17 protein-coding genes and 1 pseudogene are annotated in these 21,943 nt (G+C 70.2%); 9 read left to right on the top strand and 9 right to left on the bottom strand.

The features are described 5' to 3' along the window. Positions 1–3: 3 nt before the first annotated feature. Positions 4–2,661, top strand: a complete 2,658-nt coding sequence (aceE, locus tag HV742_RS13590) for a pyruvate dehydrogenase (acetyl-transferring), homodimeric type (protein WP_175145666.1) — start codon at positions 4–6, stop codon at positions 2,659–2,661. 8 nt (positions 2,662–2,669) lie between these two features. Here the strand turns inward: aceE and HV742_RS13585 are convergent, their stop codons facing one another. Beyond that, positions 2,670–3,293: a LysE family translocator gene (locus HV742_RS13585; RefSeq protein WP_049074834.1), complete on the bottom strand. Its 624-nt coding sequence runs from the start codon at positions 3,291–3,293 to the stop codon at positions 2,670–2,672. Positions 3,294–3,555: 262 nt separating this feature from the next. Here HV742_RS13585 and gorA point away from each other — a divergent pair, with 262 nt between their 5' ends. After that, on the top strand, positions 3,556–4,914 hold the full coding sequence (gorA, locus tag HV742_RS13580; RefSeq protein ID WP_175145664.1) for a glutathione-disulfide reductase: 1,359 nt from the start codon (positions 3,556–3,558) through the stop codon (positions 4,912–4,914). A 61-nt stretch (positions 4,915–4,975) separates the two neighbouring features. On the opposite strand, the gene HV742_RS13575 is transcribed toward gorA, so the two are convergent. Next, positions 4,976–5,806 (bottom strand): DUF72 domain-containing protein, encoded by an 831-nt coding sequence (locus HV742_RS13575; RefSeq protein WP_068952190.1) that lies wholly within the window; start codon positions 5,804–5,806, stop codon positions 4,976–4,978. Positions 5,807–6,112: 306 nt separating this feature from the next. On the opposite strand from HV742_RS13575, the gene HV742_RS13570 reads away from it, so the two are divergent. Next, positions 6,113–6,745 carry a LysE family translocator gene (locus tag HV742_RS13570; RefSeq protein WP_175145661.1) on the top strand — a complete coding sequence of 211 codons (633 nt, stop codon included), beginning with the start codon at positions 6,113–6,115 and terminating at the stop codon, positions 6,743–6,745. 104 nt (positions 6,746–6,849) lie between these two features. Here the strand turns inward: HV742_RS13570 and pdxR are convergent, their stop codons facing one another. Next, entirely contained in the window at positions 6,850–8,391 is a 1,542-nt protein-coding gene (gene pdxR, locus HV742_RS13565; protein WP_175145659.1) for a MocR-like pyridoxine biosynthesis transcription factor PdxR, read from the bottom strand. A 119-nt stretch (positions 8,392–8,510) separates the two neighbouring features. Between pdxR and HV742_RS13560 the strand changes: the two genes are divergently transcribed. Beyond that, a complete protein-coding gene (locus HV742_RS13560) occupies positions 8,511–9,245 on the top strand; it encodes a GNAT family N-acetyltransferase (protein WP_059269874.1) in 735 nt (244 codons plus the stop codon). Then, entirely contained in the window at positions 9,236–10,123 is an 888-nt protein-coding gene (locus HV742_RS13555) for a DMT family transporter (RefSeq protein ID WP_054503788.1), read from the top strand. Before HV742_RS13560 ends, HV742_RS13555 begins: the two co-directional genes overlap by 10 nt. Before the next feature lie 113 nt (positions 10,124–10,236). On the opposite strand, the gene HV742_RS13550 is transcribed toward HV742_RS13555, so the two are convergent. The 5 genes from HV742_RS13550 to HV742_RS13530 form a co-directional block, all read right to left on the bottom strand. Beyond that, positions 10,237–11,124, bottom strand: coding sequence for a DMT family transporter (locus HV742_RS13550; RefSeq protein WP_049077945.1), 888 nt, complete (start codon positions 11,122–11,124; stop codon positions 10,237–10,239). Positions 11,125–11,186: 62 nt separating this feature from the next. Next, positions 11,187–11,522 (bottom strand): thioredoxin family protein, encoded by a 336-nt coding sequence (locus tag HV742_RS13545; RefSeq protein ID WP_049074821.1) that lies wholly within the window; start codon positions 11,520–11,522, stop codon positions 11,187–11,189. Positions 11,523–11,540: 18 nt separating this feature from the next. Then, entirely contained in the window at positions 11,541–12,812 is a 1,272-nt protein-coding gene (ertE, locus tag HV742_RS13540) for an N-carbamyl-l-glutamate amidohydrolase ErtE (RefSeq protein WP_175145657.1), read from the bottom strand. 26 nt (positions 12,813–12,838) lie between these two features. Continuing rightward, positions 12,839–14,233: an MATE family efflux transporter gene (locus HV742_RS13535; RefSeq protein WP_175145655.1), complete on the bottom strand. Its 1,395-nt coding sequence runs from the start codon at positions 14,231–14,233 to the stop codon at positions 12,839–12,841. Between the two features lie 140 nt (positions 14,234–14,373). Further along, complete coding sequence (locus HV742_RS13530; protein ID WP_175145652.1) at positions 14,374–15,165, bottom strand: enoyl-CoA hydratase/isomerase family protein; 792 nt, start codon at positions 15,163–15,165, stop codon at positions 14,374–14,376. A gap of 135 nt (positions 15,166–15,300) precedes the next feature. Here HV742_RS13530 and HV742_RS13525 point away from each other — a divergent pair. Further along, positions 15,301–16,232 (top strand): annotated as a pseudogene (locus tag HV742_RS13525) (SDR family oxidoreductase). On the opposite strand, the gene HV742_RS13520 reads toward HV742_RS13525, so the two are convergent. Then, complete coding sequence (locus HV742_RS13520; protein ID WP_049074811.1) at positions 16,196–16,921, bottom strand: TetR/AcrR family transcriptional regulator; 726 nt, start codon at positions 16,919–16,921, stop codon at positions 16,196–16,198. The pseudogene HV742_RS13525 and the gene HV742_RS13520 sit on opposite strands and share 37 nt — an antisense overlap. Before the next feature lie 132 nt (positions 16,922–17,053). Here HV742_RS13520 and HV742_RS13515 point away from each other — a divergent pair, with 132 nt between their 5' ends. From HV742_RS13515 to HV742_RS13505, 3 genes are all read left to right on the top strand, one after another. After that, positions 17,054–18,676 (top strand): acyl-CoA synthetase, encoded by a 1,623-nt coding sequence (locus tag HV742_RS13515; RefSeq protein WP_175145650.1) that lies wholly within the window; start codon positions 17,054–17,056, stop codon positions 18,674–18,676. A 166-nt stretch (positions 18,677–18,842) separates the two neighbouring features. Beyond that, positions 18,843–20,699 carry a phosphoenolpyruvate carboxykinase (GTP) gene (locus tag HV742_RS13510; protein WP_175145648.1) on the top strand — a complete coding sequence of 619 codons (1,857 nt, stop codon included), beginning with the start codon at positions 18,843–18,845 and terminating at the stop codon, positions 20,697–20,699. A 174-nt stretch (positions 20,700–20,873) separates the two neighbouring features. After that, complete coding sequence (locus tag HV742_RS13505; protein WP_175145646.1) at positions 20,874–21,503, top strand: class I SAM-dependent DNA methyltransferase; 630 nt, start codon at positions 20,874–20,876, stop codon at positions 21,501–21,503. Positions 21,504–21,943 lie beyond the last annotated feature (440 nt).

Below are 21,943 nucleotides of genomic sequence, written 5' to 3'. Positions count from 1 at the left end.
CCCATGGAACCCGAGATCGACTGCGTCGACATCGACCCCGAAGAAACCAGCGAGTGGCTGGACGCGATGCAGGCGGTGCTGGCGCACGAAGGCCTGCCGCGCACGCACTACCTGCTGGACCGCCTGATCGAGCAGGACCGCGCCCGCAGCGGCGGCTATGCCGCGGCCGGCGTCACGCCCTACGTCAACACCATCGGCCTGCCGGCCCAGGCGCCGTTCCCCGGCGACACCCGCATCGAGGCGCGGCTGGATGCCTACCTGCGCTGGAACGCCATGGCCATGGTGCTGCGCGCCGGCAAGCATTCGGGCGTGGGCGGGCACATCGCCACCTACGCCTCGGCCACCACGCTGTACGAAACCGGCTACCGCCATTTCTTCCGCGCCGCCACGCCGGACTACCTGGGCGACATGCTCTACATCCAGGGCCATTCGGCGCCCGGCATCTACGCCCGCGCCTACCTGGAAGGGCGCCTGTCCGAAGCGGAGCTGGACCGCTTCCGCCGCGAGATCGGCGGCGGGCTGGCGTCGTATCCGCACCCGCGCACCATGCCCGGCTTCTGGCAGTTCCCGACCGTGTCGATGGGCCTGGGCCCGTTGATGGCGGCCTACCAGGCGCGCTACATGCGCTACCTGGAAGACCGCGGCCTGATCGCGGCGCAGGACCGGCGCGTCTGGGGCTTCCTGGGCGACGGCGAGCAGGACCAGCCCGAGACGCTGGCGGCCGTCGCCATGGCCGGCCGCGAAAAACTCGACAACCTGATCTTCGTGGTCAACTGCAACCTGCAGCGCCTGGACGGCCCGGTGCGCGGCAACGCCAAGATCATCCAGGAGCTGGAAAGCGTCTATCGCGGCGCCGGCTGGAACGTCATCAAGGTGATCTGGGGCGGCGGCTGGGACGCGCTGCTGGCGCAGGACCACGACGGCCGCCTGCGGCGCCGCATGATGGAATGCGTGGACGGCGAATACCAGGTCTTCAAGGCGCGCGGCGGGGCCTATGTGCGCGAACACTTCTTCGGCGCCGACCCGGTGCTGCTGGAACGTGTGGCGCACCTGAGCGACGAGGAGATCGGCGCGCTCAATCGCGGCGGCCACGATCCGGTCAAGATGCACGCCGCCTACGCCGCGGCGCTGGCGCATCGCGGCCAGCCCACGGTGATCCTGGCCAAGACGGTCAAGGGCTACGGCATGGGCGCGGCCGGCGAGGCCGCCAACACCAACCACCAGCAGAAGAAGATGGCCGACCCGGCGGTGCGCGCCTACCGCGACCGCTTCGACCTGCCGGTGCCGGACGAGCGCCTGGAGGAGATCCCTTACATCAAGCCGGAACCCGGCAGCCCCGAACAGGCCTACCTGGAAGCCGCCATCCGCCGCGCCGGCGGCCACCTGCCGCTGCGTCCGGCCGGCCCCGGCCCGCAGGCCACGCCGGGCCTGGAAGCCTTTGCCGCGCACCTGAAAGGCAGCGACGGCCGCGAATTCTCCACCACCATGGCGTTCGTGCGCATCCTGGCGCAGCTGCTCAAGGACCCGCAGATCGGGGCGCGCGTGGTGCCCATCGTGCCGGATGAATCGCGCACCTTCGGCATGGACGGCATGTTCCGCCAGGTCGGCATCTATTCACACGTGGGCCAGCTGTACACGCCGCAGGACGCCGACCAGCTCAGCGTCTACCGCGAGGACCGGCGCGGCCAGATCCTGCAGGAAGGCATCAACGAGTCGGGCGCCATGGCCTCGTGGATCGCCGCCGCCACCGCCTACAGCACCCACGGCGTGGCGACGATTCCGTTCTACATCTTCTATTCGATGTTCGGCTTCCAGCGCGTGGGCGACCTGGCCTGGGCGGCCGGCGACATCCGCGCGCGCGGCTTCCTGCTGGGCGCGACCTCGGGCCGCACCACGCTGGAAGGCGAGGGCCTGCAGCACGACGACGGCCACAGCCACGTGCTGGCATCGGTGATCCCGTCGTGCATTGCCTACGACCCGGCCTATGCCTACGAGATCGCCGTGATCGTGCAGGATGGCATGCGCCGCATGTACCAGGAGGAAGAAGACATCTTCTACTACCTGACGCTGATCAACGAGAAGACCGCGCATCCGCCGATGCCGGAAGGCGCCGAGGCCGGCATCCTCAAGGGCATGTACCGGCTACGCGAGGGCGCGCCGGGCGAGCTGCGCGCGCAACTGCTGGGCAGCGGCGCCATCCTGGGCGAGACCCTGGCCGCCGCCGACCTGCTGCAACAGGACTTCGGCGTGGCGGCCGACGTCTGGAGCGTCACCAGCTATTCCGAGCTGCGCCGCGATGGCCAGGAGACCGAGCGCTGGAATCGCCTGCATCCGCTGGACGCGGCGCGCCAGGGCTTCGTCCAGACGAGCCTGGCCGATACGCGGGGGCCGGTGATCGCGGCCACCGACTACATGAAGACGGTGGCCGAGCAGATCCGGCCTTTCGTGGGGCGCCGTTATGTGACGCTGGGCACCGACGGCTTCGGCCGCTCGGACACGCGCCAGGCGCTGCGGGCGTTCTTCGAGGTGGACCGGCACCATATCGTGCTGGCCACGCTCAAGGCCTTGGCGGACGAGGGCGCATTGCCGGCCGAGCGGGCGGCCGAGGCGATCCGGCGTTACGGCCTGGATCCGGAAGCGGCGTCGGCGGCCTTGCCTTGAAGTAGGTGTCAGGCGCGACGCGCCAGCAATGCCCAGACTCCGGCGGCCGACAACAGCGCGCCGCCGCCCAGGTTGAAGCCGCGCTGCGCGCGCGGCGATGCCAGCAGGCGGCGCGCCGAGCCGGCGAACAGCGCGTAGGCGGTGGCGTTGATGCCGGCGCAGGTCACGAAGGTGGCCGACAGCATCCACAGCTGGCGCGTGACGTCGCCGGCCGGGTCGATGAACTGCGGCAGGAAGGCCACGAAGAAGATGATGCCCTTGGGGTTCAGCGCCGTCACCAGGTAGGTGTTGGCGAACAGTTTCCAGCGCGATCCGGCCGCGCCGGCCTGCGGCAGCGTGGCGGGCGAAACGCCGGCGCGCAGCAGCTTGAAGCCCAGGTACAGCAGGTAAAGGCCGCCCACGGTCTTGACCACGGTGAACCAGAAGGCCGACGCCGACAGCAGCGCGCCCAGGCCCAGCAGCGACAGCGCCAGGGCGGTGGAGTCGCCCAGCGCCACCGCCAGCACCAACGGCAGGCGGGCGCGCTTGCCATGGGTCAGGGAATAGCTGATGACGGTCAGGATGGTGGGGCCGGGCAGCATCAGCAGCAGGGCGGATGCGCCGAGGAAGGCCAGCCAGGTTTCAAGCGACATCGGGACGACTCCAGGGAGAGGGAGGGGCGGCGACCGCGCCCCGGGCGATTACTGTAGCCCAAGGTGGCGCGCGCCAGGGAGGATTGCGGCCGCCCGAGCGGGCGCGTCTGCGCAACGTGGGCCCGCTTCCGGCGCTGCCCCACCGGCCGGCGACCGCCGGTTGGCCGTGGGGGCAAGCCGGCGGTCGCCGGCGCACTGGTGCAAAATAGCGCTTCTCCCGACAGTGAACGCGTCCCGGCAGCGGGACGGCGAAGGAAACACCATGGCATTCGATTTCGACCTGTTTGTGATCGGCGCGGGCTCCGGCGGCGTGCGCGCGGCCCGCTTCGCGGCCGGCTTCGGCGCGCGCGTGGCGGTGGCCGAAAGCCGCTACCTGGGCGGCACCTGCGTCAACGTGGGCTGCGTGCCCAAGAAGCTGCTGGTCTACGGCGCGCACTACAGCGAGGACTTCGAGCAGGCCCACGGCTTCGGCTGGAGCGTGGACGAACCCCGCTTCGACTGGCCCACGCTGATCGCCAACAAGAACCGCGAGATCGAGCGTCTTAACGGCATTTACCGCAACTTGCTGGTCAATAGCGGCGTGACGCTGCTGGAAGCCCACGCCCGCATCAAGGATCCGCACACGGTCGAGGTGGACGGCAAGTCCTACACCGCCGCGCATATCCTGGTGGCCACCGGCGGCTGGCCGCAGGTGCCGGACATCCCCGGCAAGGAACACGCCATCACCTCGAACGAGGCCTTCTTCCTGAAGACGCTGCCGCGCCGCGTGCTGGTGGTGGGCGGCGGCTACATCGCGGTCGAATTCGCCTCCATCTTCAACGGCATGGGCGCCCAGACCACCCAGGTCTACCGCGGCCCGCTGTTCCTGCGTGGTTTCGACCAGGCGGTGCGCGAGCACCTGCGCGATGAGCTGGTCAAGAAGGGCATCGACCTGAAGTTCGACGCCGAGGTGGCGCGCATCGACAAGCGCGCCGACGGCACTCTGGCCGCCACCCTCAAGGACGGCAGCGTGATCGAGACCGATTGCGTGTTCTACGCCACCGGCCGCCGCCCGATGCTGGACAACCTGGGCCTGGAGCACACCGGCGTCAAGCTGGATGAGAAGGGCTTCATCGCGGTGGACGACGAATACCGCACCAGCGAACCGTCGATCCTGGCCATTGGCGACGTCATCGGCCGCGTGCCGCTGACGCCGGTGGCGCTGGCCGAGGGCATGGCGGTGGCGCGCCGCCTGTTCCGCCCCGAGGAATACCGCAAGGTCGACTACAAGTTGATCCCGACCGCCGTGTTCAGCCTGCCCAACATCGGCACCGTCGGCATGACGACCGAAGAGGCGCGCGCCGCCGGCCACAGGATCAAGCTGTTCGAAAGCCGCTTCCGCCCCATGAAGCTGACGCTGACCGAATCGCAGGAAAAGACCCTGATGAAGCTGATCGTGGACGCCGAGACCGACAAGGTGCTGGGCGTGCACATGGTCGGCCCCGAGGCCGGCGAGATCGTGCAGGGCATCGCCATCGCGCTCAAGGCCGGCGCCACCAAGCGCGTGTTCGACGACACCATCGGCATTCACCCGACCGCGGCCGAAGAATTCGTGACGCTGCGCACGCCGGTCGCCGACTGAGGCGGTCGCCGGCCCTCTCCCGGGGCCGGCCTTGCCGCCAAAGGCCAGGCCGGCGCGTCGGCTACAGTCGTTCGATCATGGCGCGCGCCGCCGCCGGCGCGCGTTCCTTGGCGCCATTGATGAAAAACGCGAACACATCGCGCGGGTGCGTCGCGCCAGCGGGCTTGCGCGGGTCCACCCGCGGCAGGTCGGCCGGGTCGCCGCCGCGCGCCCAGGTGCGTAGCCGGTCGGCCCACGCATCGAGCACCTTGGGCGCATAGCCGGCCTTGAAGGCGGTGCTGGCCCGCATCAGCCGGGCATAGACGAAATCGGCGCTGCGATCGGCCAGCGACGGGAAGTCCTCGCTGTCGGTGTAGACCGTGGCCACGCCGTGGCGCCGCGCCAGGTCCAGGTAGGCCTGGCAGGCGAAACTGGCGTGACGCACGTCCATCACGTGGCGCAGCGGCAGGCCGTCGACCTGGTCCGGCAGCAGCGCCAGGAAGGCGCCGAAGTCCCCGGCGTCGAACGCCTTGGTGGGCGCGAACTGCCACACGATCGGCCCCAGCTTGGGACCCAGCTCGGCGATGCCGCCGTGCACGAAGCGGTGCACGGATTCGCCGGCGCCGGCCAGTTCGCGCCGGTTGGTGGCGTAGCGCGACGCCTTGAGCGAGAACACGAAATCGTCGGGCGTCGCATCGCGCCATTTGGCGAAGGTGGCCGGCTTCTGGCTGCTGTAATAGGTGCCGTTGATCTCGATGGCGGTGAGCTGCCGGCTGGCGTATTCAAGCTCGCGCGCGTGCGGCAGGCCTTCCGGGTAGAAGGGGCCGCGCCACGGCGCGTAGGTCCAGCCGCCGACGCCGACGCGGATGGCGCCGGCGCGGGCGGCGGACGAAGACGATGATCGTGGCGGCATGGGCGGATCCTCCCTGGATCTGGTCGACATTCAACGGCGCCGCGCGCGCGTCCTGCGGGCGGGGCGATCCGACCACTGTATCCCGCTCCAGCCGCCGCTCCCATCCGGCCACATTTAAAAGTGGCGCGGTTGTTGTATCCCGGCGGCGTGGTCGTTGAACGCGGCCGTCGCCGCCGGCGCGACCAGGCCTGCGGCGGGCGCGCAACACGCTCGCCGCGGCCACGAAAAACCCCGCTGTTCCGATACAGATTTCAGATAACGTGATGCATCATCCCGCCACTACCGACCGGCGCGCGCCGGCGCATCATGCCTGACATCGCCAATCTCCTGACGTTCGCCCTGGTCGCCCTGGGCATGGTGCTCACGCCCGGGCCCAACATGATTTACCTGGTGTCGCGCTCGATTTCGCAGGGGCCCAGGGCCGGCCTGATTTCGCTGTCCGGGGTGGCGGTGGGCTTCGTCTTCTACGTGCTGTGCGCGGCCTTCGGCCTGACGGTGCTGCTGATGTCGGTGCCCTATGCCTACGACGCGCTGCGCTTCGGCGGCGCGCTCTACCTGCTGTACCTGGCCTGGCAGGCGGTGCGCCCGGGCGGCCGCTCGCCGTTCCAGGTGCGCGAGCTGCCGGCCAGCAGCCCGCGCACGCTGTTCACCATGGGGCTGGTGACCAACCTGCTCAATCCCAAGATCGCCGTGCTGTACGTGTCGCTGCTGCCGCAGTTCATCCAGCCCGACCATGGCAGCGTGTTCACCCAGTCGATCGCGCTGGGGCTGACGCAGGTGGCCATCAGCCTGTCGGTCAACGCGGTCATCGCCATCATGGCCGGGTCCATTGCCGGTTTCCTGGCCGGCCGGCCGCTGTGGATGGTGATCCAGCGCTGGCTGATGGGCACGGTGCTGGCCGGCCTGGCCGTGCGCATGGCGCTCGATTCGCGCCGCTGATGCGGGGCGCCGCGGCGCCACGCCTGGCCGCGCCCGGTCGACGGACCGCGGCACGATGCGCGCCGCCGGCCGGGGGGCGAATCCGCAATGCCGCCGGCCGCGATTCAGGTCCGCAGCGTCGCGGCCAGCTTGCCCAGTTGCCGGACCAGCGCCGGGAAGCGGTCTGCGCTGGTGTTGCCGTAGCCGATCACCAGGCCGTTGTCCTGCGGTTGCGGGTTGATGGCGAAGGTCGATAGCGCGTTGGGGTTCATGCCCAGCCGGCGCGCCTGTTCGACGATGGCGCGATCGGGCACGTCCGGCGGCAGCCGCACCGTCAGATGCAGGCCGCTGTGGCCGCCCAGCACCTCGTGATCGATGCCCAGGTGCCGCGCCAGCGCGTCGCGCAGGGCGGCCTGGCGGTCGCGGTACAGCCGCCGCATGCGGCCCAGGTGGCGCGAGAATTGGCCATTGTCGATGAAGGCGGCCATGGTCAGCTGTTCCAGCCGGTGTCCGCCGCGCAGCATTTCCGTGATCGACGGCATCGCCGGCCCGGCGATGGACTGCGGCAGCACCAGGAAGCCGAGCCGCAGCGCGGGGAACATGGTCTTGCTGAAGGTCCCCACGTACAGCACCGGCGCGTCCGGCAGCAGGCCCTGCATGGCGGCGATCGGCTCGCCCTGGTGGCGGAATTCGCTGTCGTAGTCGTCCTCGATGATCCAGGCGCCGGCGCGGCGCGCCCGCTCCAGCAGGTCGAGGCGGCGCGCCAGCGACAGCACGGCGCCGGTGGGGTATTGGTGCGTCGGCGTGGTCTGGATCAGGCGCGGCGGCCGGATGCGCCAGTCTTCGTCGGTGATGGCGACGCCGTCGGCGTCGACCCGCATCGCCACCACGTTCAGGTCGCCCGCATGGAAGGCCGACTTGGCGCCCCGGTAGCCGGGTTCCTCCAGCCAGGCGGTGTCGCCGGGATTGGTCAGCAGTTGCACGCACAGCGCCAGCGCGCCCTGCGCGCCTTCCGTGATGACGATGCGCGAGGCGTCGCAGTGAACCCCTCGCGACACCCGCAGATACTGGGCGATGGCTTCGCGCAGCGCCGGTTCGCCCACCGGCGGGCCGTAGCCCAGCGTGGCGGCGGGAGCGGCCTGCAGCGCCCGGTCCTGGGCCCGGCGCCAGGCATTGATGGGAAACTGGGTCAGCGCCGGCGTGCCGGGCGTGAGCGGCAGCGAGCCGTCGTTGGGGGCGCGCGTCGAGACGATGCGCGACAGCCGCGTGGCGGTGCGCAAGGCCGGCGCGTCGGCTGCGCCCGACTGTCCGGCCGCTTGCGCGGCGGCTTGTCGCACGGCCTGCCGGGCGGCGCTGGCGGCGGCGGCCGACAACGGCGCCACGCGGGTGCCCTGGCGGTCGGCGATGACGTAGCCTTCGGCGGTCAACTGTTCGTAGGCGATCAGCACCGTGTTGCGCGAGATGTCCAGCTCGTCGGCCAGCACGCGCGAGGCCGGCAGCTTGCCGCCAGCGGGCAGCTGCCCCGCCAGGATGGCCTGCTTGAGCCGCTGGATCAGCTGGCGTTGACGCGGCGGGGCGCCCGGCCCGCGCGCCAGCGGACTGGAGAGCAGGGCGGCTTGGTCGGTCATGGCTCTATTAAATTCAGGAATCGTGGTGCTTTTTATCATGCCACGGTTTGGCTATCGTGGGAGCATGCCAGGGCCTGTCACGACGAAAAACCCTGGCAGCCGGCCGCCCCGGCGGCGCTTTCCCCAACCCGCTTGCCACCAGGATGAGGCCTCGCAGCATGCAACCCCGCGTCAACGCATTCGAACAACCCATCGGCGCCGACCTGTCCGGCTGGACACCGCGTCCGCGACCGCCGCTGGCCCCCGCGCAGGGCCGCTACTGCCGCCTCGAACCGCTGTCGGCCGAGCGCCACGCGGCGGACCTGTACGCCGCCTTCAGCCAGGCGCCCGACGGCCGCGACTGGACCTACATGAGCGTCGGCCCCTTTGCGGACGCCGCCGCCTACCGCCAGTTCGCCGAGCAGGCGCAGGCCCATGCCGCCAGCGACCCGATGCATCATGCCGTCATCGACCTTGCCAGCGGCCGCGCGATCGGCTCGCTGTCGCTGATGCGCATTGACCCGGCCAGCGGCGTGATCGAAGTCGGTTTCGTGGCATTTTCGCCGTTGCTCAAGCGCACCCGCATTGCCACCGAGGCGCAGTTCCTGTTGATGCGCCGCGCCTTCGACGAGCTGGGCTACCGCCGCTACGAATGGAAATGCGACAGCCTGAACGCGCCGTCGCGCGCCGCCGCCGCGCGGCTGGGTTTCCAGTTTGAAGGCATCTTCCGCCAGGCCACGGTCTACAAGGGCCGCAGCCGCGACACCGCCTGGTTCTCGATCATCGACAGTGAATGGCCGGCGTTGCGCGCCGCCTACGAAAGCTGGCTCGATCCCGCCAACTTCGACGCCGAAGGCCGTCAGCGCCAGGGCCTGACGGACCTGATCGCCCGGGAAAAGGCCGCGTGCGCCTGATCCCGGTTGCGCTGGCGCTGTTCTGGGGCCTGAACTGGCCGGCGGTCAAGATCGTGCTGTCGATCTGCCCGCCGTTCACCCTGCGGCTGCTGGGACTGGGCAGCGGCGCCGCGCTGCTGCTGATCCTGGCGCGCGCCAAGGGATTGGCGCTGTTGCCGCCGCGCGCCTCGTGGCGGGGCATCGTCATCGGCGGCATCCTGGCCGTGGCGGTGTTCAACCTGGCGGTGGCCTGGGCCCAGCTCAGCACCAGCACCTCGCGCGCCGCGGTGCTGACCTTCACCATGCCGATGATGTCGGCGCTGCTGGCCTGGGCCGTGCTGGGCGAACGGCTGGACCGCCGCCGCGGCCTGGCGCTGCTGTTGGGCGGGCTGGGCGTGGCGGTGCTGGCCTGGCCGGTGCTGCGCGCCATCTTCGCCGATCACGACCTGGCCGCCGCGCGCGGCCTGGCGTTTCCGCTCACCGCCGCCTTCGGGTGGGCCGCCGGCACGGTCTACCTGAAGCGCTGGCCGGTGACGGGGCACCGCATCGTGGTGACGGCATGGCAACTGGCGGTGGGCGCGGCCTGCGCGCTGGCCGGCATGCTGCTGGCGGGCGAGACCTTTCCAACGCAGGGCTGGAGCCCGCGGGTGGCAGCGGCGCTGACGTTCCACATCGTGCTGGGCACGGCGGTGGCGTATTGGCTGTGGTTCGTGCTGAGCGAACGGGTCAGCGCCACGGTGGCGGCCCTGACCACGCTGATGGTGCCGGTGGTCGGCGTGCTGGGCGCGATGGCGCTGGTGGGCGATCGCCCCGCCGTGGCCGACTGGTGGGGCTTCGCGCTGGTGCTGGCGGGGGCGGCGCTGATCGTCTTGAACCTGGGCGGCCCGCGCCGGGCCTGAAGGGCCGGCCCATCGAACGCGCGCCGGTCATGGCAATGGCCGGCGCGCCAGGCGCCGGGTCAGCCCGCGACCCGGCCCACGCCTGTCACTCCACCACGGCCACCCCGCGCCGTTCAGGCGCGCCGGCCGCGCCGCAGCTTCTCGCGCAGCAGGCCGGCGCCGCTCACCAGCGAGATGCCGGCCAGCACCATCAGCGCGCCCAGGACGAAGGCGCCGTCCAGCGGCTCGTCCAGGATCAGCACGCCGAACGACACCCCGAACAGCGGCGTCATGAACGACAGGATCGACAGGCGCGAGGCCAGATAGCGCCGCAGCAGCCAGAACCAGGCCAGGTAGCTCGACAACGCCACCACCACCGACTGGAACGCCACGCTCAGCATCGCCGACGGGGTGTAGCGGATGCCGGCGTTGCCGGTGGCCGCGGCATAGACCAGCAGCACCAGCGCGGCGATCGCCATCTGGTAGAACAGCGTCTTGGACGGCGCCGCTTCCGACAGCGCGGTGCGGCGGATCGCCACCGTGGTGGCGCCCCACAGCAGCCCGCCCAGCAGCCCGAGGCTGTCGCCCAGCAGCATGTTGCTGGCGGCCGCGGCCTGCGGCTGTCCGTTGCCCAGGAAGGCCACGGCGATGCCGCCGAAGGCCACCGCCACGCCCAGCCATTGCAGCGGCGCCATGCGTTCTTCCGGCACGCGCCAGTGCAGGCCCAGCGCGGTGAAGATCGGTGCGGTGTACAGGAAAACCGACATGTGCGAGGCCGTGGTGTAGACCAGTCCCTGCGCGATCGCCAGGAACTCGACGCCGAACAGCAGGCCCACCAGCACGCCCGCGCCCAGCGTGCCATCGCGCAGCGCGCGCGAGCCTTCGGCGCGCCACACCACCGCGCCCAGCACCAGCGCCGCGAAGGCCGAGCGCAGGCCGACCTGCATGATGGGCGAGATGTCGGCGGCCACCAGCTTGATGGCGATCTGCTGGAAGCCCCAGCAGACGCACAGCAGCAGCATCACGCCGGTGGCCAGCGAGTCCAGCGGACGGCGGGCAGGGGCGGGGAGGGCGGCGACGGCGCTCACGGCAGTTCGGCCGGGTAGCTGTCCAGCGCCAGTCCGATCTGCTGGCGCAGATCCCATTCGGCCAGACTGGCCTGCACCGGGCCGAAGAAGGCGCCGTCGCGCGTGACGAACATGGCCGGCAGGTGAAAGACCTCATAGCGTTCGACCAGGCCGCCGTTCTCGCCCGCATCGACCCAGCACACGCGTTCCACCGGCAGGTCCAGCTTGGGCAACTGTTCGCGCGCGATGCGGCAAGTGCCGCAGGTGCGGCTGTGGAACACCAGCAGCGTCAGGCCGGGTGTGTCCAGCAGGTAGCGGTCGGCGGTGCTGTCGTTCAGTTCTATCTGTTCCATGGCGGCATCAGGGTGGGGTTATCGGGACAGCCGGCGATCCAGTTCCAGCACGGTCTGATACAGCACGCGGGTGCCGTCCAGCAACTGCGCCGGCTCGATCCACTCCTCGGGGCAGTGGCTGCGTCCGTTCAGGCAGGGGATGAAGATCATGCCGATGGGGCCGGTGGGCGCCATGTAGACGGCGTCGTGGCCGGCGCCGCTGGGCAGGCGCATGCTGGCGTAGCCGAGCTGGTCGGCGGCGGCCTGCACCGCGTCCATCACCAGCGGCGTGCAGTCGGTGGGTTGGGCCCGGCTCAACTGGACGAAGCCGGCGGTCAGGCGCAGCGCCTTCAGGTCGGCGGCCACGCCGGCCATCAGGGTTTCGGGGAAGGCGTCCAGCACCGCGTTGCTGTCGCTGCGCATTTCCAGCGTCAGCTCGACGCGGCCGGGCACGGCGTTGGCGGCGTTGGGCGTCATGGCGAGCTTGCCGACGGTGGCGACCACGTAATGCGGGTTGCCGCTGGCGGCGCTGGCCTGGCGGCTGGCGGCATCGATGATGCGGGCCGCGCCGACCAGCGCGTCGCGGCGGATGTCCATGGGCGTGGTGCCGGCGTGATCGGGCTGGCCTTCCACCGTGATCAGCACGCGGCGGATGCCGACGATGTTGGTGACCACGCCGATGGGCAGCTGGCGGCTTTCCAGCACGGGGCCCTGCTCGATGTGCAGTTCGACGAAGGCGGCGGTGCCGTCCGGGCCGCGCAGGGGCGCGGTCAGCGCGCTGGGGTCGCCGCCGATGCGGGCGATGCCCTGCGCCAGCGTCTCGCCGTCGGCGTTGCGCGCGGCCAGCATGTCGGCGCTGAGTTGGCCGCTCAGGGCGCGGCTGCCGACGCAGGAGATGCCGTAGTCGCTGGGTTCTTCCGACAGGAAGTCGATGACCTCGAACGGGTGCTCCAGTTCGATGCCATGTTCCCGCAAAGTGTGGGCGACCTCGATGCCGGCCAGGACGCCGATGATGCCGTCGAAGCGGCCGCCGCTCATCACGGTGTCGCAGTGCGAGCCGGTGGCGATGGGCTTGCGGTGCGCGTTGCGGCCGGCGCGCGTGCCGATGAGGTTGCCGCCGGCGTCCAGGCGGGTGGCCAGGCCGGCGGCCTCGAATTCACCGCGCAGCCACTCGCGCGCTTGCAGGAACAGCGGCGAAAAGGCGCGCCGGGTCCAGGGTTGGTCGGGCAGGGTGTAGCGCGACAGGGTCTCGACGCGCGACCAGAGGCGTTCGGCGTTCAACGGCGGAAAAACGGGCAAGGCGGTGGGCATGGACGTTCCAGAAAATGCATCGCCGATTATGGCATGTGGGACACGCGCCGCCCCACCAGCCCCAGCCCCGTGCGCCGGCTCCAGCGCTGCATCATCAGCACCGCCACCACCGCCAGGCCGATGGCCAGCCCGCTCCAGATGCCGACGCCGCGCCAACCGGCCCGGAACGCCAGCCAGGCGCCGCACGGCAAACCCACGCCCCAATAGCCGATCGCCGCGTAGATCATCGGCACGCGCGTGTCGTGCAGGCCACGCAGCATGCCCGCGCCCAGCACCTGCGCGCCGTCGACGATCTGGAACACCGCCGCCACCGCCAGGTAGCTGACCGCGAAGGCCAGCACCTTGGCGTTGGCCGGGTCGTGCACGTCCATGAACACCGACACCAGCGTGTACGGCGCCGTCACCATCAGCGCCGCGGCGATCACCATCGAGCCGATGCCCAGGCCGAAGGCGCTCCAGCCGGCGCGCGTCACGCCCACGCTGTCGCCCGCGCCCTGGGCGTAGCCGACCCGCACCGTGGCCGCCTGCGCCACGCCGTAGGGAATCATGAAGGTCACGCTGGCGATCTGGATGGCGATGGCATGCGCCGCCAGTTCGGCCTCGCCCAGCCAGCCGATGAGGAAAGCGGCGGCGTTGAAGATGGTGACCTCGAAGGCGGTTGCGACGGCGATCGGCAGGCCCAGTTTCCAGAAGGCGCGCAAGCGCTGCCAATCGGGTTGCAGCAGGTCGCCGAACAACCGGTAGCGGCGAAAGCGCCGGTCACGCAGCACCACCACGACCATGCCCACGAACAGCGACAGGCTGGCCAGGGAGCTGGCCACGCCCGCGCCGATCAAACCCATGGCGGGAAAGCCGAGATTGCCGAAGACCAGCACCCAATTGCCGAACACATTGAACAGGATCGCGCCCACCGCCACGATGAAGGCCCAGCGCGGCTGCTGCAGCGCGGCCACGAACGAGCGCAGCACCAGGAAACCCAGGAACGGCGGCATGGCCCACAGCAGCGCGCGCAGGTACTGGCCGGCCGGCGCGGCCAGCTCGGGCGGTTGGCGCAGCAACAGCAGGATGTGTTCGCCGAACCACAGCGCCAGGCAGCCCGGCACCGAGATCAGCAGCGCGCTCCAGAACCCCTGGCGCACCGTGCGGCGCACTTCCCGCACCGAGTTGCGGCGCGCGCCCTCGGCACGCGCCGCCATGGGCGCGGTGGCGCTGACCAGGCCGAGTGCGAAGAAAGCAATCGCCGAATACAGGTTGGCGCCCAGCGCGCTGGCTGCCAGCGCTTGCGAGCCCAGGTGGCCGATGAACATCACATCGGTCACCGTCATCGCGATCTGCGCCAGGTTGGTCAGCACCAGCGGCAGGCTCAGCAGCAGGGTGGCGACGATTTCACGTTTCCAGGCGGCGCGGCGTAGGGCGGGCATGCGGCTTCTCTTGTGGACGAAGTCCGCATCTTAAACGTCGTTCCGGGTTAACCCGGATATTCCCCTGGCCTGGGCGGGGCATCTTGCTTGCCATGTTCGCCGCGGCGCGGACGCGCCGCACCGCCTCGCCTTGCCTTGCCTCAGGACGCGCGCCAGGCCGGCCGGCGCTTTTCCAGGAACGCGCTGACGCCTTCCCGCGCTTCATCCGACGCACGCACCGCCGCGATGCGTTCGACCGAATCGGCCACCAGCGCGTCATCCAGCGGCCGGCCGGCGAAGTCGCGCACCAGCCGCTTGCTGGCCTGCACCGCCTGCGGGCCGTTGTCGCACAGCGCGCGGCAGACGGCGTCGGCTTCGTCCTGCAGCCGCGCCAGCGGCACGACGCCATGCAACAGCCCCATGCGGTACGCGGCGGCGGCGTCGAAGCGTTCGGCGGTCAGGAAGTAACGATTGGCGGCGCGTTCGCCCATGGCGCGGATCACGTAGGGGCTGATGGTGGCCGGCAGCAGCCCCAGGCGCGTTTCCGACAGGCAGAACTGCGCGTGATCGGCGGCGATGGCGACGTCGCAGGCCGCCACCAGGCCCATGCCGCCCGCATAGGCGTCGCCGTTGACCGCCGCCACCACGGGTTTGGGGCAGGACCAGATGGCGCGCAGCATCCGCGCCAGGCGGTCGGCGTCGGTGCGATTGTCGGCGTCGGTCAGCGTGGCCATCCTGCGCATCCAGTTCAGGTCGCCGCCCGCGCAGAACGCCTTGCCCGCGCCGGTCAGCAGCAGCACCCGCACGGCCGGGTCGTCCGCCGCCTCGCGCACCGCCGTGGTCAGCGCCGCGATCAGCGTCTCGTCGAAGGCATTGCGCATGTCCGGGCGGTTCAGCGTCAGGCGGGCGACGGGGCCGTCGCGGTCCACCAGCAGCGGGGTCGGCGTGCTCATGCGGGTCTCCGAATTATTGATAAAGGCTCAATTAATATCCTGAATCGACGCATTGTTTCCATAGGGTTATACGCCTACTTGATGTGCTTTTCTTCAAGTAATTGAGTTATCCTCAAAAAAACAATGGAGCGAGACATGAACCCATCCCCCGACGGCGCCGCCGCGGCGGCGCGCTACGCGTCGGTCTTCCGGCCGGGCCTGTTCGACGGCAAGACCGTCATGGTCACCGGCGGCGGCAGCGGCCTGGGGCGCTGCACCGCGCACGAGCTGGCTTCGCTCGGCGCGCGCCTGGCGCTGGTGGGCCGCAAGCCGGAAAAACTGGCGGCCGCGCGCGATGAACTGGCGCGCATCTACCCCGAGGCCGCCGACCCTACCCCGAGGCCGCCGACCGCATCACGCTGCACGCCTGCGACATCCGCGGCGAGACCGGCGTGCGCGGCGCGGTGGCCGACGCGCTGGCCGCGCATGGCGCCATCGACGGCCTGTTCAACTGCGCCGGGGGCCAGTTTCCGGCGCCGCTGGAGCAGATCAGCTTCAATGGCTGGAACGCGGTGGTGCAGAACAACCTGCACGGAACGTTCCTGATGGCGCGCGAGGTCTACACCCAGCACATGCGCCAGCATGGCGGCGCCATCGTCAACATGCTGGCCGACATCTGGGGCGGCATGCCCGGCATGGGTCATTCCGGCGCGGCCCGCGCCGGCGTCTGGAACCTGACCGAAACGGCGGCCTGCGAATGGGCCCACGCCGGCGTGCGGGTGAACGCGGTGGCGCCGGGCTGGATCGCCTCCAGCGGCATGGACAGCTACGACGAGGACTACCGCGCGGTGCTGCGCGGCCTGGCCGCCAAGGTGCCGTTGCAGCGCTTCGGCACCGAGGCCGAGCTGGCGGCGGCGGTGGTGTTCCTGCTGTCGCCGGCGGCGGCCTTCATCAACGGCAGCGTCATCCGTGTGGATGGCGGCGTGCCCAACGCGCGTCATTCCTGGACGCTGGCGCCGGCCGCGCGCGGCGAGACCTACGACGGCTTTCCTCAGTACGCGCCGCCGTCCTTGTTCTCGGCGGACTGAAGCCGATGCAGGGCGTCTTGCACCTCGCCCCGGAATCGCGCCAGCGCCAGCGCGTCGCGGCGCGGCGGCTGCAGCGCCTGCCACAGGAAGTCGACCAGCTGGTCGGCGGTGGCCGCCACGTCGACCCGCGTTCCGCGCAGGATGGCGTCCCACAGCACGTGTTCCATCGGGCCATAGATGGCCGAGCGCAGCAGGCGCAGCGGCATGTCCTGGCGGATGTGGCCGTCGGCCTGGCCTTGCGCGAGGATGCGCATCAACGGCGCGGTGTAGCGCCGCTGCAGGCCGGCGTAGATCTCGCCGAAATCGTCGTTGCGGGCCCGGCCTTCGGACAGGATGAAGGCGCACAGCCCGGTGCCCTCGGCCAGCAGGTGGCGCAGGTGCGCATGCACCAGGTAGTGCAGCTGGGCCCGCGCGCCCTGCACGTGCGGCAGGTAGTCCTCGACCTTGGCGATGATCTCGTCGTACCAGTCGCTGATGACGCGCACGCACAGCTCGCGCTTGCCGCCGAAATAGGTGAACACCGTGCCTTCGGACACGCCCAGCCGCTGCGCGATCTCGGTGGTGGTGGCGGCCTGGAAGCCGGCCTCGGAAAACACCTGCCGCGCGACCCGCAGGATGTCCCGTATCCGTTGCTCGGACTTGGCGCTGGCCGGCGGGCGGCGCATCGGGACGGCGGCGGTTTTTTCCATGGGGGCGGCGGGGCGATGGGAAGTGGCCAGGGCTTACTATCATAACGACCCGCGGCGCCGCGCCTCAAAGCTCCCGCCACGAATACAAAAGAACAGCGAATACAAGAACCGCGACACGGAGACCCGAGCATCATGCTGTCCAGAACCGAAACCTACGCGCAGTTGGCGTCTTCCTTCCAATGGCGCGTGCCGGCGGCCTACAACATCGGCGTGGACGCCTGCGACAAGTGGGCCGACGGCAGCGGCCGCCTGGCGCTGATCCACGAGAAAAGCGACGGCAGCCAGACGCGCTACAGCTTCGACGACATCAAGGCGCGCGCCAATCAGTTGGCCAACGCGCTGCGGCGCCAGGGCGTGCGGCGCGGCGACCGGGTGGCGGTGTACCTGCCGCAGGCGCCCGAGACCGCCGTGACCCACATCGCCGTGTACAAGCTGGGTGCGGTGGCGGTGCCGCTGTTCACCTTGTTCGGCGTCGACGCGATCCAGTACCGGCTGGCCGACAGCGGCGCCGCCGCGCTGGTCACCGACGCCGAGGGCTGCCGCCGCCTGCGCGAGATCCGCGCCACGCTGCCGGCCCTGCGGACGGTCTATTGCATCGACGGTCCGGGCGAGGGCGGGGCGCTGCCGTTTCACGCCTCGCTCGACGCTGAATCCGCGCAGTTCGAAGCCGAACCCACCGCGGCCGACGACCCGGCCGTCATCATCTACACGTCGGGCACCACCGGCAAGCCCAAGGGGGCGCTGCACGCCCACCGCGTGCTGCTCGGCCACCTGCCGGGCGTGGAGATGTCGCACGAATTCTTTCCCGAGCACGCCAGGCTGATGTGGACGCCGGCCGACTGGGCCTGGATCGGCGGCCTGCTGGACGTGCTGCTGCCGGCCTGGCACCACGGCGTGCCGGTGCTGGCGCGGCGCTTCGAGAAATTCGACGGCGCCGCGGCCTTCGACCTGATGGCGCGCCATGGCGTCACGCACACCTTCCTGCCGCCCACCGCGCTCAAGATGATGCGTGGCGTAGCCCATCCGCCGGCGCCGGGCGCGCTGGCGCTGCGCTCGGTGGCCAGCGGCGGCGAATCGCTCGGCGCCGAACTCATCGACTGGGGCCGCCGGGTGCTGGGCGTGACCATCAACGAGTTCTACGGCCAGACCGAATGCAACATGCTGGTGTCGTCGTGCTCATCCCTGTTCGCGCCGCGCATCGGCAGCATTGGCCGCGCCGCGCCCGGCCACCGGGTCGCCATCGTGGACGAGCAGGGCGCCGAAATGGCCGATGGGCAGGAAGGCAATATCGGCGTATCGCGGCCCGATCCGGTGATGTTCCTGGGCTACTGGAACAACCCGCAGGCCACCGCCGAGAAATTCGCCGGCGATTACCTGCTGACCGGCGACATGGGCGTGCGCGACGCCGACGGCTTCATCCGCTTCGTCGGCCGCAACGACGACGTCATCACCAGCGCCGGCTACCGCATCGGCCCCGGGCCGATCGAGGACTGCCTGCTGGGCCACCCCGCAGTGCGCATGGCCGCCGTGGTGGGCGTGCCCGACGCCGAGCGCACCGAGGTGGTGATGGCCTACGTGGTGCTGCACGACGGCGTGGCCGGCGACGAGGCGCTGGTCAAGACCTTGCAGGCGCACGTGCGCAACCGCCTGGCGGCCCATGAATATCCGCGCCGCATCCGCTTTGTAACGAGTTTGCCGACCACCGCCACCGGCAAGATCATCCGCCGTTCCCTGCGCGACGGCAGCTATGCCTGAGTCCTGGCGGCGCGGCGAAAACCGGGTGACAAACCCGGTGACAAACTCGTCCGTTTGGTCGGGTTGACGGCCTGCCCGGCGCTGCAAGTATGATGGCGCAAACATGTATACGGCCCCAGTCAAACGGGGCCGTATCGCCATTAGCCTTAGTATGGAGATAACCCTGATGAATAAACCCTTGGACGGGGGCCTGGCGGCCTTGAACGTACCCGCGTACGTCAAGCATCGCGGCCTGATCGACTGGGTCGCCAGCGTCGTGGCGCTGGCCAAGCCGGACCGCGTCGAATGGTGCGATGGTTCGCAGGAAGAATACGACCGCCTCTGCGAACAGATGGTCCAGGCCGGCACCATGCGCCGCCTCAACCCGGCCAAGCGGCCCAATTCCTTCCTGGCCTGTTCCGACCCGTCGGACGTGGCGCGCGTCGAAGACCGCACCTTCATCTGCTCCGACCGTCCCGAGGACGCGGGCCCGACCAACAACTGGGCCGACCCGGCCGAAATGCGCGCCACGCTCAACGGCCTGTTCGACGGCGCCATGCGCGGCCGCACGCTGTACGTGGTGCCGTTCTCGATGGGTCCGCTGGGTTCGGACATCGCCCACATCGGCGTTGAGCTGTCGGACAGCCCGTATGTCGCGGTCAACATGCGCATCATGACGCGCATGGGCAAGCAGGTCTACGACGTGCTCGGCGCCGACGGCGACTTCGTGCCGTGCGTGCACTCGGTCGGCAAGCCGCTGGCCGCCGGCGAGGCCGACGTGGCCTGGCCCTGCAACGCCACCAAGTACATCGTTCACTTCCCCAAGAGCCGCGAGATCTGGAGCTTCGGCTCGGGCTACGGCGGCAATGCGCTGCTGGGCAAGAAGTGCTTCGCGCTGCGCATCGCCTCCACCATGGGCCGCGACCAGGGCTGGCTGGCCGAACACATGCTGATCCTGGGCGTGACCTCGCCCAAGGGCCGCAAGTACCACGTCGCCGCCGCGTTCCCGTCGGCCTGCGGCAAGACCAACTTCGCCATGCTGATCCCGCCGCAGGGCATGGACGGCTGGAAGGTCACCACCATCGGCGACGACATCGCCTGGATCAAGCCGGGCGCCGACGGCCGCCTGCACGCCATCAACCCCGAGGCCGGCTATTTCGGCGTGGCCCCGGGCACCAGCGAGCAGACCAACTTCAACGCCATGGCCACGCTCAAGGCCAACGTCATCTTCACCAACGTCGCCCTGACCGACGACGGCGACGTCTGGTGGGAAGGCATGACCGACACGCCGCCGGCGCACCTGATCGACTGGCAGGGCCAGGACTGGACCCCGGCCATCGCCCGCGAAACCGGCCGCAAGGCCGCCCACCCCAACGCGCGCTTCACCGCCCCGGCGGCGCAGTGCCCCTCGATCGACCCCGAGTGGGAAAACCCGCAGGGCGTGGTGATCGACGCCTTCATCTTCGGCGGCCGCCGCTCCACCACCGTGCCGCTGGTGACCGAGGCGCGCAACTGGGTCGAAGGCGTCTACATGGCCGCCACCATGGGCTCGGAAACCACCGCCGCCGCCGTCGGCCAGCAGGGCGTGGTGCGGCGCGATCCGTTCGCCATGCTGCCGTTCTGCGGTTACAACATGAGCGACTACTTCACGCACTGGCTCAAGCTGGGCAAGCAGCTCGAAGCCGCCGGCGCCACGCTGCCGCGCATCTACTGCGTCAACTGGTTCCGCAAGGGCCCCGACGGCAAGTTCGTCTGGCCCGGCTTCGGCGAGAACATGCGCGTGCTGCGCTGGATGCTGGGCCGCATCGACGGCCAGGCCGGCGGCGTCGACCAGGTGTTCGGCATCTCGCCCAGCTACCAGGACATCGACTGGACCGGCCTGGAATTCAGCCCCGACAAGTTCGAACAGGTCATGTCGGTCGACGACGGCGCCTGGCGCGACGAACTGGCGCTGCACGACGAGCTGTTCGGCCAACTGGCCCAGGGCCTGCCCGACGACCTGCCCGCCGCCAAGGCCCGGATCGAAGGCCGTCTGGCCGCCTGAGCCTGCCGTGCCGAGGGCGGCCGCAGGTCAGCCGCCCGCGTCTGCGCCGGTCGCGCTGATATCGGCCGCGCCTAAGCCGGCCGCGCCTAAGCCGGCCACGCCTAAGCCGGCCGCGCCCGACCCCAAACCCGCGCAGGGTGACGTGCGCGGGTTTTTTTGCGGCACAATCGTTCCATGAAACTCGACGCCGAAGACCTCGCCAAGATCACCGAGCTGACCCTGGCCCACTACGAAGAAAGCGCCCAGTCCTTCGAGGCCGGCACGCGCGACCACGACGTCAGCCAGAACATCGCCGCGCTGCTGCGCCATATCGACGGCGAGCCGCCCTACGACATCCTCGACCTCGGCTGCGGCCCCGGCCGCGACCTCAAGACCTTCGCCGCCCTCGGCCACCGCCCCGTCGGCCTGGACGGCACCCCCAGCTTCGTCGCCATGGCCCGCGCCGCCAGCGGCCGCGAAGTCTGGCACCAGGACTTCCTGCGCCTGCAACTGCCCGCCGCCCGCTTCGACGGCATCTTCGCCAACGCCGTCCTGTTCCACGTCCCCACCCAGGAACTGCCCCGCGTCCTGCGCGACCTGCGCGCCACCCTCAAACCCGGCGGCGTCCTCTTCAGCTCCAACCCCCGCGGCGGCAACCAGGAAGGCTGGAACCGCGGCCGCTACGGCGCCTACCACGACCTGGACGGCTGGCGCACCCTGCTGCAAGCGGCAGGCTTCGAAGAACTCGAACACTACTACCGCCCCGACGGCCTCCCTCGCGACCAACAACCCTGGCTCGCCAGTGTATGGAGAAGGGCGGACTGACCGCACGACGCGATACACGCGTCACCTTCCGCTCCCCGCATCGGTGAAATGGCCAACCTCTCTCTATCTCCCAGCAAGTTGCGGAAGATGGATATGCATCGATCACCGGCGCGCAGCGCATTCGCCACCCCCTCAAACTCCTGGACGCCAATCTCGGCCGCCCGCGCGGCCAAGATTGGCAGCCCTGAAAGTTCCCTTCCCCGACCACAGGTCTAGCAGCGCGACAGACCAAGACGCACGTAGCCCCTCGGGCGGGCGCAGTCGGTGGCGGGCAACCTCGATGCGCCCGAGGGAATCTGAAGGCAGTCGCCGCAGGCGACAACGAAGATGACAACGGGGCAGTCCGGAGCGAACGCTCCGGACCGCAATCGTGGGCGCCCGCCACCGACTGCGCCCGCCCGAGGGGCAGCCTACGAAGCAGAGCCGGCCTACGAAGCAGA

It is taken from the genome of Achromobacter ruhlandii (genome assembly GCF_902859695.1).
Taxonomy (GTDB): domain Bacteria; phylum Pseudomonadota; class Gammaproteobacteria; order Burkholderiales; family Burkholderiaceae_B; genus Achromobacter; species Achromobacter ruhlandii.
The sequence above is the reverse complement of the archived record's forward strand: the minus strand, read 5'-3'. Positions and strand labels throughout refer to the sequence as shown.